This window comes from Sphingobacterium sp. ML3W (assembly GCF_029542085.1).
Lineage (GTDB): Bacteria > Bacteroidota > Bacteroidia > Sphingobacteriales > Sphingobacteriaceae > Sphingobacterium.
In genome coordinates this window covers 2,902,996-2,920,161 of sequence record NZ_CP107036.1, presented here as the reverse complement: position 1 = coordinate 2,920,161, position 17,166 = coordinate 2,902,996, and the positions used below count along the sequence as shown (strand labels likewise).

The 17,166-nt window shown below is 44.0% G+C and carries 11 protein-coding genes; all 11 read right to left on the bottom strand.

The window, feature by feature from the left end; translation table 11 throughout:
* Positions 1 to 2 precede the first annotated feature (2 nt).
* The 11 genes from OGI71_RS12450 to OGI71_RS12400 all read right to left on the bottom strand — a co-directional run bounded on the left by OGI71_RS12450 (position 3) and on the right by OGI71_RS12400 (position 17,071).
* Complete coding sequence (locus tag OGI71_RS12450) at positions 3 to 2,342, bottom strand: Gldg family protein (RefSeq protein WP_282255792.1); 2,340 nt, start codon at positions 2,340 to 2,342, stop codon at positions 3 to 5.
* A 117-nt stretch (positions 2,343 to 2,459) separates the two neighbouring features.
* Positions 2,460 to 3,380: an ABC transporter ATP-binding protein gene (locus OGI71_RS12445; protein WP_335995073.1), complete on the bottom strand. Its 921-nt coding sequence runs from the start codon at positions 3,378 to 3,380 to the stop codon at positions 2,460 to 2,462.
* 2 nt (positions 3,381 to 3,382) lie between these two features.
* Complete coding sequence (locus tag OGI71_RS12440) at positions 3,383 to 4,240, bottom strand: hypothetical protein (protein ID WP_282255791.1); 858 nt, start codon at positions 4,238 to 4,240, stop codon at positions 3,383 to 3,385.
* Between the two features lie 5 nt (positions 4,241 to 4,245).
* Positions 4,246 to 5,664: a RagB/SusD family nutrient uptake outer membrane protein gene (locus OGI71_RS12435; RefSeq protein ID WP_282255790.1), complete on the bottom strand. Its 1,419-nt coding sequence runs from the start codon at positions 5,662 to 5,664 to the stop codon at positions 4,246 to 4,248.
* Between the two features lie 10 nt (positions 5,665 to 5,674).
* Entirely contained in the window at positions 5,675 to 9,262 is a 3,588-nt protein-coding gene (locus OGI71_RS12430) for a SusC/RagA family TonB-linked outer membrane protein (RefSeq protein ID WP_282255789.1), read from the bottom strand.
* Positions 9,263 to 9,296: 34 nt separating this feature from the next.
* Positions 9,297 to 10,424, bottom strand: coding sequence for a TlpA disulfide reductase family protein (locus OGI71_RS12425; protein ID WP_282255788.1), 1,128 nt, complete (start codon positions 10,422 to 10,424; stop codon positions 9,297 to 9,299).
* 20 nt (positions 10,425 to 10,444) lie between these two features.
* Positions 10,445 to 12,493: a S41 family peptidase gene (locus tag OGI71_RS12420; RefSeq protein ID WP_282255786.1), complete on the bottom strand. Its 2,049-nt coding sequence runs from the start codon at positions 12,491 to 12,493 to the stop codon at positions 10,445 to 10,447.
* A 585-nt stretch (positions 12,494 to 13,078) separates the two neighbouring features.
* Entirely contained in the window at positions 13,079 to 13,966 is an 888-nt protein-coding gene (locus OGI71_RS12415) for an ectonucleotide pyrophosphatase/phosphodiesterase (protein ID WP_282255784.1), read from the bottom strand.
* A gap of 36 nt (positions 13,967 to 14,002) precedes the next feature.
* Positions 14,003 to 14,737, bottom strand: a complete 735-nt coding sequence (locus OGI71_RS12410; protein WP_282255783.1) for an HAD family hydrolase — start codon at positions 14,735 to 14,737, stop codon at positions 14,003 to 14,005.
* A complete protein-coding gene (locus OGI71_RS12405) occupies positions 14,730 to 15,977 on the bottom strand; it encodes an MFS transporter (protein WP_282255782.1) in 1,248 nt (415 codons plus the stop codon). Before OGI71_RS12405 ends, OGI71_RS12410 begins: the two co-directional genes overlap by 8 nt.
* Positions 15,977 to 17,071 carry a zinc-binding dehydrogenase gene (locus OGI71_RS12400; protein ID WP_282255781.1) on the bottom strand — a complete coding sequence of 365 codons (1,095 nt, stop codon included), beginning with the start codon at positions 17,069 to 17,071 and terminating at the stop codon, positions 15,977 to 15,979. Before OGI71_RS12400 ends, OGI71_RS12405 begins: the two co-directional genes overlap by 1 nt.
* Positions 17,072 to 17,166 lie beyond the last annotated feature (95 nt).

Sequence of the window (17,166 nt, the reverse complement as noted above, 5' to 3'; positions counted from 1 at the left end):
GTTTATTTACGTTTACGTCTAATTAATATCACAATACCCGTGAGCAATAACAGTGCTGGCATAATATATAACGTCACAACACGGATAGTGATCGCTGTTGCATTTGATATCGTGAAGAATATATCTATTGGCTCGGGTGGGACGACATATACCGGTAGGCGGTTATTGTCCAGCCAGCTGAACATGGCCAATGAAAACATGCCTCCACCTTGCCTTAATTTGGATAGAAAATCTCCATCTCCGGTGATAAGGATACGCTGCTCAGTATCACCTTTTTTGCGTGACAGACCAAGCATGGCTGTGTAACTTTCCTTTTGTGTATCACCGCGGGCCGGCGTAAATACAGGCGGGACCGAGTCAACAATCAGCTTATTTATTGTATTGTATGCTTTGCGCTGCGGGTCCGTTGTCAAAATCTGCAACGGCTTGAAGTCTGTTTTCCCTGTCAGGGACACTTCCACCATTCCGGGCATTGCAATGGAACCTTGGCCTACCGGCTTGCCGATCCGCAAGCGCTCCCGCTCGATCTGATATTGATCGCTCAGGCTAAATCCTTCTTTTGTAATCATTGGGCGTATCATATCGGGAGTTTCATTCGGCGTCACTTCAACAAGTGTCCCCGGACTAAACTGGACACCCAGATCGTTAAGCAAAGGATTCATTAGGTCCTGTTTTCCCGGCTCCCCGATCAACATGGTATGTCCACCATTATTGATGTATGTACGTATTTTCTGTTGTTTTAATGTACTCAAGCTTGTTTTTGGGTCTGCTATGACCAAGGCCGCGATGCCCTTGGGGATGTCTTGACGATCCAGATCGATGGTGTCACTGTCAAAGCCCATATTGATCAAAGCCTTTCGATTGCTGATATCCCGTGAAAGGTAGTTGTACTCCCGCTCTCCGGTCTTATAGATACTGCGTTCGAGATTGCCGCTGGTAAAAAGTACCTTAGGGAGGTCGTCTTGCAACAAGCGCTTGAAAGCAGCAGCCATATTCATCTGATCTGGCCAAAACATGCCGTCATCATAGGTCCGCAGGAAGGTCTTCTTATCTTTGTATTCCAGGTGCATCACAACACGCTTATTTTCAGCCGTCAGATCGATGCGTTTACGGATTTCCTCCGGTGAAATAAACCGGTCGGGATTGACACGGATTATTTTCCCTACGATTTCGGCAATCTGTTTGAGCGATTTGTTAGGATACTGTTTATACAGGCTGCTATCACCGGGCATCACATCGTAGTAATAGACATAATCGAATTGCATATCGGGTTTAAATCGGACATAGCCTTCCCAGAGGTTCATTTCGTAGCCTTTTCTTTGATCCGGTGTTCCGCCTCTACCGATACTATTGTCCAGCAAATTGACATATAAGGTGACCTTTAAGGGAGAGCTTTTATCAAATTTATGGAGGATATCCTGTACCTTGGGGTGGATGGTATTCACATCATTTCTTGTCACGTCCCAATAAACGATGCAAGCAGGTCTGGATGAGATATATCCAAATGCGAGAACGATCACAACCACAAGGGCATACCGCGACGAGGCTTTTGCCCAGGGTTTTGATTCGGTTGCGCCTCTGACCTTAAAATAGGTAAATGACACAAACATCATAATGATCAATAGAAAGTAAATGATGTCGCTCGTGGTAATGAGGCCTTTTAGCATACGCTCCGTGCGGCCACCTATGGATAGGAAATAGGTCAGCTCGCGCACAAAATCATATTCCTGCCAGAGTTGTCCAATGGCGGATAAGGCAAAGATCAGTAGGAATGTCGCTACACCCGAAACAATCTGATACGTACTGAGGCAGCTCATAAAGATGCCTATTGCGGCGTAGGTACAGATTAATAGAAATAAAGCCAATAACGCTGAGAGCACAATACCGCCATCGACGTTCATGATGGTGAATAAGCTGATGACCAAAAAGATGCTCAGGATCCCCAACAGGCAAACACAATAAAATACGATTGCCAGGTATTTACCGAGCACAATGTGTATGGGCTTGACAGGAGAGGAGTGGAGCAGCTTGATCGTTCCGTTATTTAACTCTCGGCTAATGAGTCCCATCGTCAACAGGGGCAGAAAGAAATAGAGATTGCTGATCACGGTCGAAAAGAGCGCCCCCTGAATTAAAATGATATTGGTCAGGGAAGCCCACAGAAAACCTTCGAAAGCAGGATTATTTTCAATGCTGACTTCCTGAATATTGACCATCCGAACCAGGCTATCCGTAAAGGTAAAAGCACAGAGGACCCAAAAAGCGATTCCTAAGAACCAGGCGACGGGCGAGTAAAAAAGATTACGGATTTCATTTTGCGCAATCTTGCATATAAGTTTCATAGCGATATATTTTAAAGGCCATATGGAATACCCGGCTTATTTTCACGTCATGGCTGTGCTTTTCAACCAAGGGGTATTTCAATTAACAGGCAATTATTGTGTATTAAATTTTCCCAATTAATTTGCTTGGCTCGAGAGCTGCTTAAACACATCCTCCAGTACACCTTTTTCCATGCTGATCTCCCTCAGTCGCCAGCCCTGTTCCACACTTGCAGCAACGAGGCGTTCGGCGATATCCTCGCCCTGGTCAAAGAAAACGCGTACCTGTTTTTCGCTCAGGAAGTCTATTTTGGTCACCCCATCAACGGCTTGTAGTGCGCCAGATACTGGCGGGTTCTCCAAGTGGATCAACAGGCTCTGTGGCTGCAGGTAATTATTAAAGGCATCCATGGTATCCGAAAAAATAACCCGCCCGCCTTCAATCATGATAACATCCCGGCACAGGACATGAATCTCACTCATCACGTGTGAGGAAAGCAATACCGTGCGGTCTTGCGCAATTTCGCGGATCAACTTACGTACTTCGATCAATTGATTGGGATCCAGCCCGTTTGTTGGCTCATCCATCACGACCAGGCTGGGTTTGTGGATAATGGATTGCGCGATGCCGACACGCTGTTTGTACCCTCCGGAAAGATTTTTGATCAGACGGTTGCTAAAATGACTGATCTGGCATTTTTCTTTCACCTCTCCAACGGCCGCAGTAATCTCGCTGGATTTCATTAAACGCAATTCGGCGGTATAACGCAGGTATTCATCTACGGTCAGATCAGTATACAAAGGCAGGATCTGCGGCAGAAACCCGATCTGCTGTTTGGCACGGAGTGGCTCTTCCCGCAGGTCGATCCCATTGATCAGCACTGTTCCTTCGGTCTGGTTCAGTGCTCCGCAGATAATGTTCATGGTCGTCGACTTGCCGGCACCATTTGATCCCAGCAGTCCGACGATCCCAGTTTGGTTGACTTCTATATTGATATCACGTATGGCCCAGTTCAAAGCATATTTATGTGATAAATGGCTCACTTTTAAAATACTCATGTTCAGTTGTTTTTCTTTAGTAATTCATGCAGCTTGGCATCTCCAATGGCTTGCAGATCGATTTTATAGTTGATTTTGTAGAAGGAAATCAAATCATTGTACTTTCTTTGATATACGCCCGTGGGGTCGAATTTGGGGGTGAAAAATTTCTCTTCTAATTCGGCTTTGGTATGGCTTGTGATACGAGATATATACTCATATAAGTCTTTATATTGGTTAGTTGGAACCGCAAAAACCCCATACATTTTATAATTGTTTTCGTGCAAGTAGCTGTAAGGGATGCCCTCGATAAAATCGGGCGCAATTTGGATTTTATTTCCTGCAGCAGCGGCAGCCCAGAAGGCACCGTGAATCGCTCCTTTGGCCTGTTTTTTCTGTTGTTCTGAAAAGTCATCCCATCGCTTGTCAACATGTCCAAATGCAATGTGGCTCTGCGACCAGACTGCATCTGCCAATCCCGCTAACGGTACCTCGGAGGAAGGTTCCAAAGGAGTGATTTTCTTGCATAGCATAATTTTATAGGGAACCATTTTTTTGAAAAGATCCTCGGCATAGAAACCAAAGAACTCATCTTTCAGAAATGTTAAGCTGGCGGCTACACGTTCTGGATCCCCTGCTGTACCCACAAAAGGAATATTTCGGGTAAAGTCCCAGCGGAAATCGGCGTCATTAAATTTATATAAAATGTAGGTTCCATATTTCTGATGAAAATCGACAATATATTGGTCAAAAGCATGATCACCTTGTGGCAAGATATACATTGGCTGGGAATCATCAGCTTTCAGCAGCTCTTTCTTGCAGGATCCTAATATCATTACAACCAGAAGACTGACGAAAAGTAATCTAATTTTGTTTCGCATGACAATTAATTTTTAGGTTGACGAATTGGGGATAATGGATTTTGAATTATCTTGGGATTCAAATCAATGACCCGTAGCGGTATAGGCTGAACATAACTCGGATCTCGCTCCTCTAAGATGTAATTTTCATTTTGTGCCGTCGAGGTGAAAAATGTATGCTGAATACGGGGCATTCCATAACGGCGTAAATCAAACCATCGCCCCCCTTCACTGTAGAGCTCTCTACGCCGTTCGTCTCGTATATATTGCAAAATATCGTTAGCAATATGTTCTAATTTCCAGGGCGTATATCTATCGGTCTGAAACCTCTTTTCACGCAAGCCATTGATCAAGTTGACACATTTTTGTCCCGCATCTGCGTTTCCTTGTTTATACAATTGAGCCAACGCTTCTGCCCGATTAAGATAAGCCTCTGAAAGACGAAAGGCCTGTGCACTTTTCAACCCAAAATCGCCAATGTGCAATTTTTTGGTTACACCATTAGCCCAATAGACACCATGGCGAAGGTCGCCTTCGCTATAACTGTTTCTTAACTCCATAGGCATGCGATAAGCGGCTGTATCCTGCATGATCACGTCTCCTCTAAGTCCAAATGCCCAGATTGTTTCGGGGTTACTCGCGCTGATAACAGGTTTTTCCAGTGGATTCACTTGTCCCCAAGTGCGCAGGTCCATCAGCTGATAAGGCCCATTCAGCAAGGGGTCGGTATGCTTGATCACCTCGTCCCATTTTTCCATATAGAGATACACACGGGAGGCCAATAAATGCGCAGCGGCACTACCAAATCGATATTTGCTATGTGCTTGTTTACTTTGATCAATAAGTGCAGTCCCTTCGTTCAGGTCCTTTTCGATCTGGCTGTATATCTCAGCGACGGTATTGCGTGTCTTCAAGGTGGTCTCGACACCGCCCGACAACAATAACGGGACGCCTAAATTGGTTTTGGGATCACTTAGTTTGTCGTTATAGGGCAGCCCATAGATATTGACCAGGTTAAAATAATAGAAGGCACGTAAGAGCTTTGCCTGTCCGGCAACATAACTCTTGAAAGCCTCCGTTCCCGTCACTTTCGGCAAGTAATCCAGGGTGGTATTACAGGCTTGAATAGCGGCATAGATAGTTTTCCAAGAGGATTGATTGGCGCCAGCTCCCACCCCTGACTCAACCATATCCGGTTGCCAAGAATATATCCGATGGGTCGCTGTCGTCGTGACAAAGGCGATCATCTCGATATCATCATTCATGTACATCTCCAAAGGATTTATTTCAAACATATTCGGGTAGGCATCTCCCAGAAGATATTCATTGAGCGTTTCGGCGGAACGTGGTATCAGCTCGGATTGTGTGGATTCCTCCAAAAACTTCGAACATGAGCTTGCCAGCATAGATAAGCCGACAGCAAATAATATTATAGTATGTTTCATGACTTAATTTTTAAAATGAAACGTTAATACTTAAATCATAGGTAGGCAATTGGGGCAACGCGCTGCTACCCACACCCAGTATTTCGGGATCCTGTCCCTTCCATTCCTTGCTGGCTATTGTAAAGACATTGCTCATACTAAAAGTCACCGAAGCTTGTGATAGATGCATCGGCTGTAACACTGAATGCGGTAAAGCATAATTAAGCTGAAGCCTCCGACATTTAAGATAATCAGCCTTTGACAATTGTACCGTTGAATAATCATATATCATATAGCGACTCAGTATACGGCCACCGACATCTATCCGCTGATCGCCCAGCCGATCGGCAAAACGCGGGATATTCGTGTGCAATTCATCGCCAGGTTTCCGCCAGCGATCCAATAGCCACCTTTGCACATTTTGATCTGGTTTAGGTGCATATTGAAAATCCTGACCATTAAACAATGGATTCCGGAGTTTATGTGCGCCCAGACCAAATGTAAAACTCATGGATAGCGACAAATTGCGATACCTGATGGTTGTACCTAGCCCACCGGTCAACGGATAATTCTTTGTTCCGGCTTTGATCAGATAGTCGTACATGCCAAGTTTTGTCGGATCCTCAACATCATCAACCACCTTATACCGGGGTGTTCCATTCCCGGGATCTAGTCCTTTAAAATCGAAGACATAAAAAGTCCCGAGCGGCTGACCGGCAAGCCTAGCCTGGCCATTTAAGTGGTCTGTAAGGGAATAAGCGGCGATATCACTTCCTTTTGTCAGGTTATTCCTATTTTTGGAGGTATTTCCGGAAATTGTCCAGGTCCAATCTTGTTTACGTATCAACTTCAGGGAGACACTTAGATCCATTCCTTTGTTTGTAAGCGTCCCACCATTGATATACATGGACGAAACACCATATTCAAAGGGTACATTTAAGTCTATAATTGCATCGTGGGTCTTTCTGGCATAGAATTGAGCATCAATATTAATTAATGAACGAAATAGGCCAAAATTAATGGCAACATTATTGTCTACTGACCGTTCCCAGCGCAAATTCGGATAGGCCAATGATCGCATGCTCAACTGATATTCATTTGCGATAAGGCTCAATGGTCCTCCTAAATCGGATATTTGCAGAATCAGGTCCGGACCAACACTTGTCACTGCATTTCCCCGCCAGCCATAGGATGCACTTAAACTTAAATTGTCTATTATTTTACTGTTTTGTAACCAAGGTTCATCCGAGACATTCCACCGCCCCGATACACTCCAGGCTGGCAAAAACCTACTGTTGGTGTATTGGCCAAAGCGGTTTGACGCATCTGTACGCAAGCTACCACTTACAACATACTTCTCCTTATAGGCATAACTAGCGGCGATGAATCCGGAAAGAAAATTATCGATTTTATTTTCCCTGCGTTGGATCATCCAGGGATAATAAATTGGAAGTTGTGCAAAACCTTCACCACGATCTTTGAGGTAACCATATTGGTATTGGTTATACCCTTCCCGCTTGGTACTATTCAGCTCCTGGCCCAAGGTAATATCCAGTTGATCACGGTCATTAAAGAGCTTACGTTTATAAGCCAATGTATTGCGCCATGAATAACCATACAAATTTGAATTTCGATGATCCAAAATACCTCCAAAAGGTAAAGGTGAATATGTCTCTTCCAGTCCTCCGGGCACAACCGATCCATAATCGTAACCTCTTACCTTCGCCACATCAAAAGTACGCTCGGTGGAATACTGCTCGGAGTTTTGCGTGCTAAAATTCCCGCTCAATATCGAACTCAAATGTAAATCATCAGAGATTTTATACCCCAAATTTAACGCACTGTTCAAGAATACGGTTTTTGTCAAATTGCCCGACTGATCGATCTCATTTAAAGCGTTGAAATGTAATGGGGCTGTCGTAAATGAGGGTTGATTACCAAAAATAGGAAGCTTGGATTCATAAAACAGATCTGATGGTATTGTTCTGCTCGTCGTTAATGCATAGGTCATCGGGTTTATGACCTGTGCACTATAACCGACCGATTTCGCATAGTCGCCCATTAATTCAAAACCAATAGTTAATTTTTCATTGAGCTTTGAATTAAGCGATATCGATCCCCCAAAGGATTTGCGTGTATCATTTTTGGCGGCTCCTTTATTATCTCTGTAATTGAGTGAGGAGTAAAAGGTAGTCTTGTCCGAACCTCCGGAAAGATTAACTGTATGGGACTGATTGAAGCTATTCCGAAACAGGAGATCGAACCAATCGGTATTCAGGGTTTCCATTTTCCGTACGCGATCATGGAACACATCCTCTGTAATACGGCCATTGATCAGGTTTAAATATTCGCTTTCATAACCTAAATCCACCGGCATGTCCTGAAATAGAAGCCCTTCACTGATAAGCTCCCGGGAAAGCTGGACACGTTCTTTGGAATTCATCAGATTGAGGTGTTTATAGGAGGGCTTCTGCACAAAACCCAATGAGGTAGTATAGTTTAAAATACTCGGTCCGGCCTTTCCCTTTTTTGTCGTGATCAGGATCACGCCATTGGCGGCCTTTACACCATATAAAGCTGTTGCGGCGGCATCTTTTAAAAAGCTGATGCTCTCTACATCATTAATATTGATCCCGCCGATCGAATTTCCCATCAGGTCAGCACTCGCAAGCGTAGTCCCCGAACGAAGATATGTATCGAAAAAGTTAGGATTTAACCCCATCGGATTATCGGGATTCATATCCGTTGGATTTTCTCGGACGATTCCATTCACGACCCAAATCGGATTGGCATTCCCGATCAGGGTGGAGGTTCCCCGCATCCGCATGCGGGGAATGGAATTCGGACTTCCGGACAAAGTCTCGACAGACAGCCCCGGTACTTTACCCTGTAGCATCGACGCAATGTTGGGTACGTTTGGCTCAGCGACATCCTTTCCTTTTAGCGTAACAATAGAACCGGTGGACAGTTTTTTTTCGATCGTCTGATATCCGGTCAATACCACTTCCTCCAAAGTCGATTCCTGCTCCTCCAGGGTGACTTTCATTTCCTTAAAATTACGCACGGTCGCCTGATAGGGCTTGAACCCTATATGGCTAAATTGGAGATGGTCGCCCTCCTTGGCATTGATTATAAAATTGCCGTTGGCATCAGACAGGGTATGTGTACCCGTTTCTTTATTCACGATCGTCACCAATGGCTTTGGCTGTCCGTTGGCCAACTGTACCTTGCCCTGAGCCGCAGCAAACTGAATAAGTGTTGTACTGATGGAAAGTGTGACACCACCGGTTGACGGCCTGACCGGTTGAATAATGATCACATTATTTTCAATCGTATAGCCAAGTCCGGTTCCTCTGAGAATCCGGTCCAACAGATCGGTCAGTTTTTCATTTTTGGCGACAACCGTCTGGGCGGCCACCTTATCGACCAGTTGCCCATTATATACAATCTGTGTCGCAGACTTTTCCTGAATGGACTTGAGGATCTTACCGAGTTTTGCCTGCTTGATCGACAGCGTCACTGTCTTGTTATTTAACGACTGCGAAAAGGCAACAGTCCCCCCCAAGGAAACCCATACCGCAGTCGTTAAAACAAAACGGAGAAAGCGATTTTTTTTCATATCTCATGATTTAGGTTAGTTCATTATGTTCGGGTTAATTCTTCAGCATATTACCCAACTGTTTGCTGACTTCTTCTCCATAAAGGCCAAAGGCAATCACTTTTCCGGCAGGGTCTATTAAAAAATTTGTTGGGATAAACTGTACACTATATAAAGTGGATGTTTGCTGTTTGCTGTCATCCAGGAGCTGCGTCCACGGCATTTTTTCATCGTCTAATGCTTTTCGCCATTTGTCTGTCTCTGTATCCATCGACACGCTCAAGATCGTAAAATTCTGGGTATTGTATTTTTCATAAGCTGCCTTTAAAAATGGCATTTCCCGGCGACAAGGAGCACACCAGCTTGCCCAAAAATCCAGTAGGACATATTTGCCTTTAAAATCCGACAGTTTGACCTGTTTGCCCTCGGCGTCAGTCAAGGTAAAATCAGGTGCCTGCTGATTGACCAAAGCGCTGGTCATCTTGGGTGCCTGGGCGCGCAACATGGCGGCTGCCAATTTTGATTTTTGGGCTTTTGGTCCAAGACCTTTTAACAATGCCTGTACTTCTTCCAAGGGTATTTTATTAAATAGAAATGCATTGATCACATAGGCACTGATCGGTTCATCGGGGTTTTTGGCAATCCACTCTTTGGCCGCGACCTTACTCTTTTCAATATAAGCAAGATATTGCTTTTGGAGATCTTCCAGTGCCTGCGCATCACCCACGGCCTGCGCTTGCCCCAGCTTCTGCGTAAGTTCACCGATATGGTTTATCCCCGCACCACATTGCTGCTGCAAGAACTCATCCAGCTCCTTCCACTTGGCAACAAAGGGGCTGCCTGTAAATGCTGCATCTTTAAACGAATCGCCTTTTCCGGACACCTTCAGCTCACCGGCTCCCATGTCCATATAGAAATATTGATTTTCTTTCGGCTGCAGGCCAACCTGCACCACGTAAAGCGAACTGGAATCGGCCTTGGCTACAAATTCAAACTTGTGGTTTTCGACACGTGTAGAATCCATCTGCTGTTTGATATAGTCGATCAGATAGACCTTATCGCCATCTTTCAATCCGGGCAACTCGGCATTTATTTTTAGCTGCTGCTGAGCCAACAGCTGTGTAGCGGGTAAGGACATAAGTAGGGCTGTCCACAAGAGGTTTCTTTTCGTTTTTCTGGTCATTTTTTTAGGGTTTGGATAGATTAGAGTTTATAGAGTAAATCGCAGGTCTGTGCTACATAGACATCTTTTTGCGTATCGTTCAACCAGTCTCGGTACCACTTTTCGGCAGTAATGGTCTGATTATCTTCGGGCAATAGTTCAGCCTGTTCTTTTTTTGCGATCTGTAGCCAGGTATTGAGTTGATCAGTCCTTATTTTCCTCCGCGTTTGTTGTGCGAGAAAAGACTTTGTGTCCAAGGCAACCGGAGCTTTGTCCTCCTTGGCGATCAATTTGGCAACGCTATCAATTTTTTGGAAAATGGATGTATAGCGAAGCTGCTGTTTAAGATCTGCAATCCGTTCGGCAGATAATGTATTGGAAAATTGATATTGCGCTGTAGGGATAGGCACATTTGGCAATGCTGAATTATAATCTCTTTCCAGCTCACTACTATAGGCTGTGGGACTTGGTAGTAAAATATCTGGCACAACACCGCTGCGCTGTGTGGATTGACCTGTCGCCCGGTAGAACATAAAAGAGGTGAGGGTCAGGGAACCTAAACTTACTGCCGGAATATTTTTACTGGAATCTCCCATCTTGCCTATTGGCCATTGATCCTGTGCTGTTCCCTTGCCATAGGAGGTTGGCCCACCGATAATGACTCCGCGTCTGTAGTCTTGGATCACGGCTGCAAATATTTCGGAAGCCGAAGCACTTCGTTCGTTGATCATGACGGCCAGTGGCCCCCCGAATATTGGTTCCATATTGCTCTGCATAATCTGGATGCCAGTCCTTCCTTTCAGCTGCGCCTTGGGGCCGTCGCCTAATAATGCCGCAGCAAGTACGACGACCTGATTGAGCGAACCACCGGGATTATTGCGCAGATCAATGATCAGCCGGGTCATCCCGCGGGCTTTCAGCTGTATAATATGCTGTATCACATCGTTTGCAGCATGTGCACCCTTGGGATCAGCAACATCATCGTAAAAATCGGGGAGATAGACGATTCCGACTTTTTCATTCCCTTTAACAAAAAGTGCGCTTCGCGCCAATTTTGCTTCATCTTTGAGTTCCGTACGTTTCAGGCTGACGATGCGATCTTCGCCTTTTTGATTCCGGATCTGTAACCGGACATAGCTGCCTTTGTCGCCCCGTATCAAGCCGACAACATCATCTGCAGGCATCGCAAAGACATCCTGTAATTCCCCTTGGGCATTCTCGATGCGGAGAATATGGTCTCCTACCTGTAATAGACCTGTATTGGCTGCCTCACCTCCCGGTGCGAGCGTCTCCACAACATATTCGCCATCGGTTTCTTTCATCGAAATACCGATGCCAAAAAAGCGCTTGGAGATATTCTCCTGTTTTAATTGTGTTTGCGCGGGGATATTATAGATCGTATGCGGATCGACCTGAAAGAGGATGGCATTGATAAAATAGCTGAAATTGATATCTGCGGCTTTTGGTTTGGTCATTCGGGCAAAAAAAGCAGCCATCCATTTCCGTACAGCCATGCGGCTCTCTGCTTCCAGTACAGCATCTTTCTTCCCTTTATTTTTTTCTTTTAATGACTGGTATTTTTTGAGGACGCTTAATTTAAGCGATTTGCGCCACCGTTCTTTTTGTTCCTGTAGCGAAGTTGGAAAACTGGTCTCCTCCTTCAACACTTCTTGCTGCGTAAATGTAAAAGGTTTGGCAAGGATATCATCACAGATAGCCTGCAATGCGAGCATCCGTCTGCTGTAAAGGAGTTCGGCAGCCGTAAAAAAATCGACCGAATTATTCTGGATTGCCTCGTCCAATGCTGTCTTATATTTTTGGAGTGATTGGATGTCTTCGGCAAGAAAAATTTTATGGCTTCCGTCAACATAATCAAAATATTTCTGCCAGACTTTTGATGAAAACTCATCGTTCAGCACCGGCGGCTGTATATGCTTTTGGTTGATGTAATACATTGTGGTTTTGAGAATGAGCTTTTTCTGTTCATCGTCAAATAAACCACCGCCAGCAAGAACGTTGGTACTACAAGCCCACAGGGACAATGCGACGAGAACCTTCGTTCTCAGATTAAATTTAGGAATTCGAATCATGGTTAGTCATTGCTTAGTATACCTTGAACTAGACAAGGCCCTTTATATATAAGGCAATCGAATGTCTAAATAGGGTGAATCCCGTATGAATTTTTTTTTATCTTTTCTTTAACCTATTGTTAGCTTTGAATGCTTTGGTGATTATGTTGAGGATTAATTTTTAGGAACAGATAGGCCGAGGTAATAGTTAAATATTGGTGCAGGCTGGCATGAGCATATTATATACGAGGTCGAATCCGAGGCATGTGATCCTAATGCAGTGATTTAAATGCTCGCCAACGCCGGCTATACGAACCATACTTATTGTTCTTTGTTTATTGCTGCTTCCTGACAACCTCAGTGTCTGGAGTGGTGTGGAAAATAAAGCAAAAGAACACTAATAATAAAAAAATAAAACTATTTTGATCCTGATCGTGTTCGTTAGTAGGATATGTATAAAGAATAATAAGGTATACGTAGGATTAAAGGATAGTTTTTTTAAGGTCGGAACAGCAATTGATCCGACCTTTTTTGTGCGCATGGGCCAAACTGGGTTTTACTCGGGGATATTTCTTTGGTAGAAACCTCCTTTGTTAGCGTTGTTCTTTACCTGAAAATTTCTGTAGGAGCAATGCCAGTCCATGATCTGGGAATATTTTTCAGTCCAAATAATTTGGCTAATATCCAGGAGGTATTTCGGTTGCTATTAAAAAATGCATCTGTCTTGCCAAGATTTTTGATTTTTTTACCGGTAATGCCAAATGGTACTTGCATCTCGTTCATCGTGACGCCACCATGGCCTTTTGCAATGCCGCCATGATCTGAAAGCAACAGGAAATAGGTGTCCTCGTAAAGTTGCTGTTCTTTCAGCTGATTGATGAAATTACCGATTTCACCATCGACTTCTTCGATTGCCGTAACATATTCAGGCGACATCCAGCCATGTCCGTGACCGGCATGGTCAACGTGAACACTGTACAAAAATACCAGCGTAGGATCATTCCTGTTCTCACCGATAAATTTTAGCGCTTTTGCGTAGTTGTTTTGATATTTATCGTTTTCCTCAAAGGAAACTTCATCGAGGTATTTTTTATTGATCGGATTGATGAGTTCGGCCCAATTATAATAGAATGCAGTTTTCGAATCCGGTTTTTTATCTTTCAGTACCTTAAATATGGATGGTGTATAACCATCAGCGTCTGTTTCGATCGCTTGGAGCGGATGCTTTGCCAATGTCCAATTATTGGCCGTAATTCCATGCTCTTCAGGTCCTTGTCCAGTAAGGTGACTTGTCCAGTTAGGTAGGGTCACGGAGGGTATCACGGGTCTACTGCTGAGTGTGATTAATCCCTTTTCAAACAATTTGTCGATATTGGGATGTTTGGATCCATTGAACCCCTCGGTGCTAAAACCATCTATACCGATGATGACAACACGCTGTGCATGTACGTTGATGCAGATAGATACAAATAGGAATAAAAGTAGTGATTTCATTTTCATATGTTAGATCTTAATTATTGAATTAGCTTTCTAAGAATTGATGTGCTGGATAATTTCGATAATTTCATTGGGTGCTGTGATCAGCCTGTCGTGTGGGAGCACACTGAGCTCCTCTTTATTGTGGGAGCCATATAATGAACCTACATTAAACAGGACATCCGCGCTGGAGGCGGACTGCAGATCGGAGGGGGTATCCCCTAAATTGATCACTTCTTTTGTGTCCGAAATACCACACTTTTGCATAGCCAGGTAGATCATTTCCGGTGCTGGGCGACCGTTGATAACATCTGAACTGGTCACAGAGCAATTGATAATATGCGACCCCGTTTTTTCGAGATTAGTATAATCTTTAGCTAGTCCATTGTTCCAGCCCAATTTGCCCAGAATAATATCGGTTACTTTGCGATAGAACCCGGTGGTAAGGGCTACCTTGATATCATTTGTCCTACAGAATTCGAAAACATCCAAAACACCATCATAAGATTTGGCTCCATAGCTAAGGTAGTGATCTTCTAAAACCTTGCAAAAATACTGATAGGATTCTTGTACTTTTTGCTGATAAGAAGAATGTTCGGTTCCGATTTCTTCCTTCCATATCGTTTCAAAAACCAATATTTTGGACCACCCCATCATACTATTGATCTTCTCGGATGAGATACTGAGGTTGGTGGCTATTATCGCATCATAAAAACATTTTTCAACTTCACGTTCGTCCTGTACGGTTGTTCCAGCCATGTCGAAGATGGCTAATTTAATTTTACTCATTACTATTAATTATAGGGTTTTTAGTTGTGACAAAGCTTATGATTGCGGCACATATCGCGCAGATAAGTGCCACAAAAAGAAATATATTGGCGGTATTACCTGTGTAATCGATGAGTTTGCCAAATAATGGTTCACCGATAGCGGCAAAGACATAGGCGAACATATTCATCACACCTAAACCTGTCCCCACGAGTTTGGTCCCCAAAAGATCTGGACTTAAGGTCCAAAAGTTAGCCTGTGGGCCGTAGACAAAGAACCCTGAAGTAAACATGAGTATACCGATCAATAAATGATTGTGAATAGGTACAAGGTAAATAAGGATGGCGATGATGCTACTGGTTATCATGCCCGCGCAGATGGATTTGCTTCTATTTTTGTTGAATAGCAGATCTGAAATGTAGCCAAAAGAAACAGCTCCCAAAGCCATTCCGACAGGGATAAGTAAGGTTAGCCACATATTGCCAGAAGAGTCTTTATAGTTATTACCTAAAAAGTGGATGGGCACCCAAAAGATCAGCCCATAGCGTGCCATACTCTGAAAGCCAATGGCAAGGGAGGCGATCATAAAGTTGCGGTTCCGAAATACTTTTTGATAAGATTGCTTCCAGTTTTCCTGTTTTGCTACTGACGGACCATCTTCTCCATCGATTGTATACCCTTTTCTTTTAGGGTCACTATAGGCGATAAACAAAAAGACAAGCAATGCAGCCGCGAGAAATAAGATCGGATACCTGAAAAGGGTACGCCAGCTTTGTTCCTGCTGGACAAGAACCAATGCCATAAAAAATGTCAGAACGGAAGAACTTCCTGCTGCCATGGTATAAAAACCAAAAGCTTTACCACGCTCAGCGCTATTCCACCAATTGGAAATCAGCTTACCGCCAGATCCCCATGCCATGGATTGAAAATAACCGTTCAGTGTCCAAAGGATAAGAATAGCTGTATATGAACTGGCAAAACTGATGGCTAGATTACATAGGATGGAAACACCGCCGCCTGTGATAATCATCATTTTGGGGCTTAGACGGTCGGCAAGATTGCCGTTAATGAGCTGGCCAATAGCATAACCCATCAACATCGCAAAACTGATCCAGCCTACCTGCTGAAAGCTGATGTCAAGCTCTTTGGCGATGCCCCTGGCTGCCCATCCAAAATTGTGACGCCCTGTGTAAAAAAAAAGGTAGCAGAACATGGTCACAAACAGCATTTTCCACTGATCTCTTCTAAACTTCTTTTCCATTAGATCTGAGCTGTTGACGTGTGGATATAGAGACCAGCCCGAATAGGCTTTTCAGCAAGCGCATAAGCTATTGCTGCATTGACTTCTTCTAATGGAAATTCGCGCTCAATCAATGATTCAAATGGATATTTTTGCCAATTGTCAATAATAAAATCTACGGCTGTGGAAAAATCGGTATAGTTGTAATTATGCAGCCCTTTTATGGTGAGCAGTTTTCGGATGACTTTTTCGGCATCGATACCGGTCTTGCGTTGATTAAATACTGCACCCACAAGCACGGCACGGCCATGTAATCCCAGTGTATCGATCCCCAGCTCCATCGCATCGGGCGAGCCGCTCATGTCGATAAATCTATCGACTGCAATATCTTGAAATAAGGTGTTGTCGCTAGCTTCGCGGAGATTGATCGTATGGGTGGCGCCAAAACTTTTCGCCATTGCCAAACGAGCGGGGTTAATATCCGACGCAATAATATTTTTTGCACCCAATTCCCGGCACATTGCAATGCTGACCAATCCCAATAGTCCGATGCCGGCAATATGGATGTTTTTCCCTGTTACGGTATCTGCAAGCCTAAGTGCGCCTGCTGAAGTAGCCACGGCACAGTTTATTGTTGCGGCCACAGCCAGGGAGATATCTTTGGAAAGTATGCGTATGCAAGTATGTGGACGAAGGATGATATGTGTGGCAAGTCCGCCGTGCAGGCTGTCCTGTTCGGTAATCTGACGGTGTCCATATTTGTAGAGCTTATCGTTTTTTTGCGGTGTTTCGGATTGGTAAACGCCTGTGTTGGGGTCACTTGAAAATACAGTCCAGGTGATAAGATCCCCGATATGAAGCGAGCTGCCCTGAGCATCAAGTCCGCCATGGGATGGCGAAATTTCTTCAATGACTCCGACGATTTCATGGCCCAAAATCGTGGGGCAAGGTTCGTTGCGCAAGCCACAATAGGTGTGCAGATCACTACCACAGAGTGTGGTATAACGGATGCCTACCAATATTTCTCCATCATTTAATGCTGGAATTGGTTTATCGACTTTGGTTAGTGCCGTATTTGCTCCACTAAATACGTAGTAAGTTGCAACTTTTTTCATCTGATATAAATATACATAAGTTTTGTAATACTAAACAAAGTTTATTAATACTATATTTTTATTGTGTTAAATTTTTATGAAGAATACATTGGAGA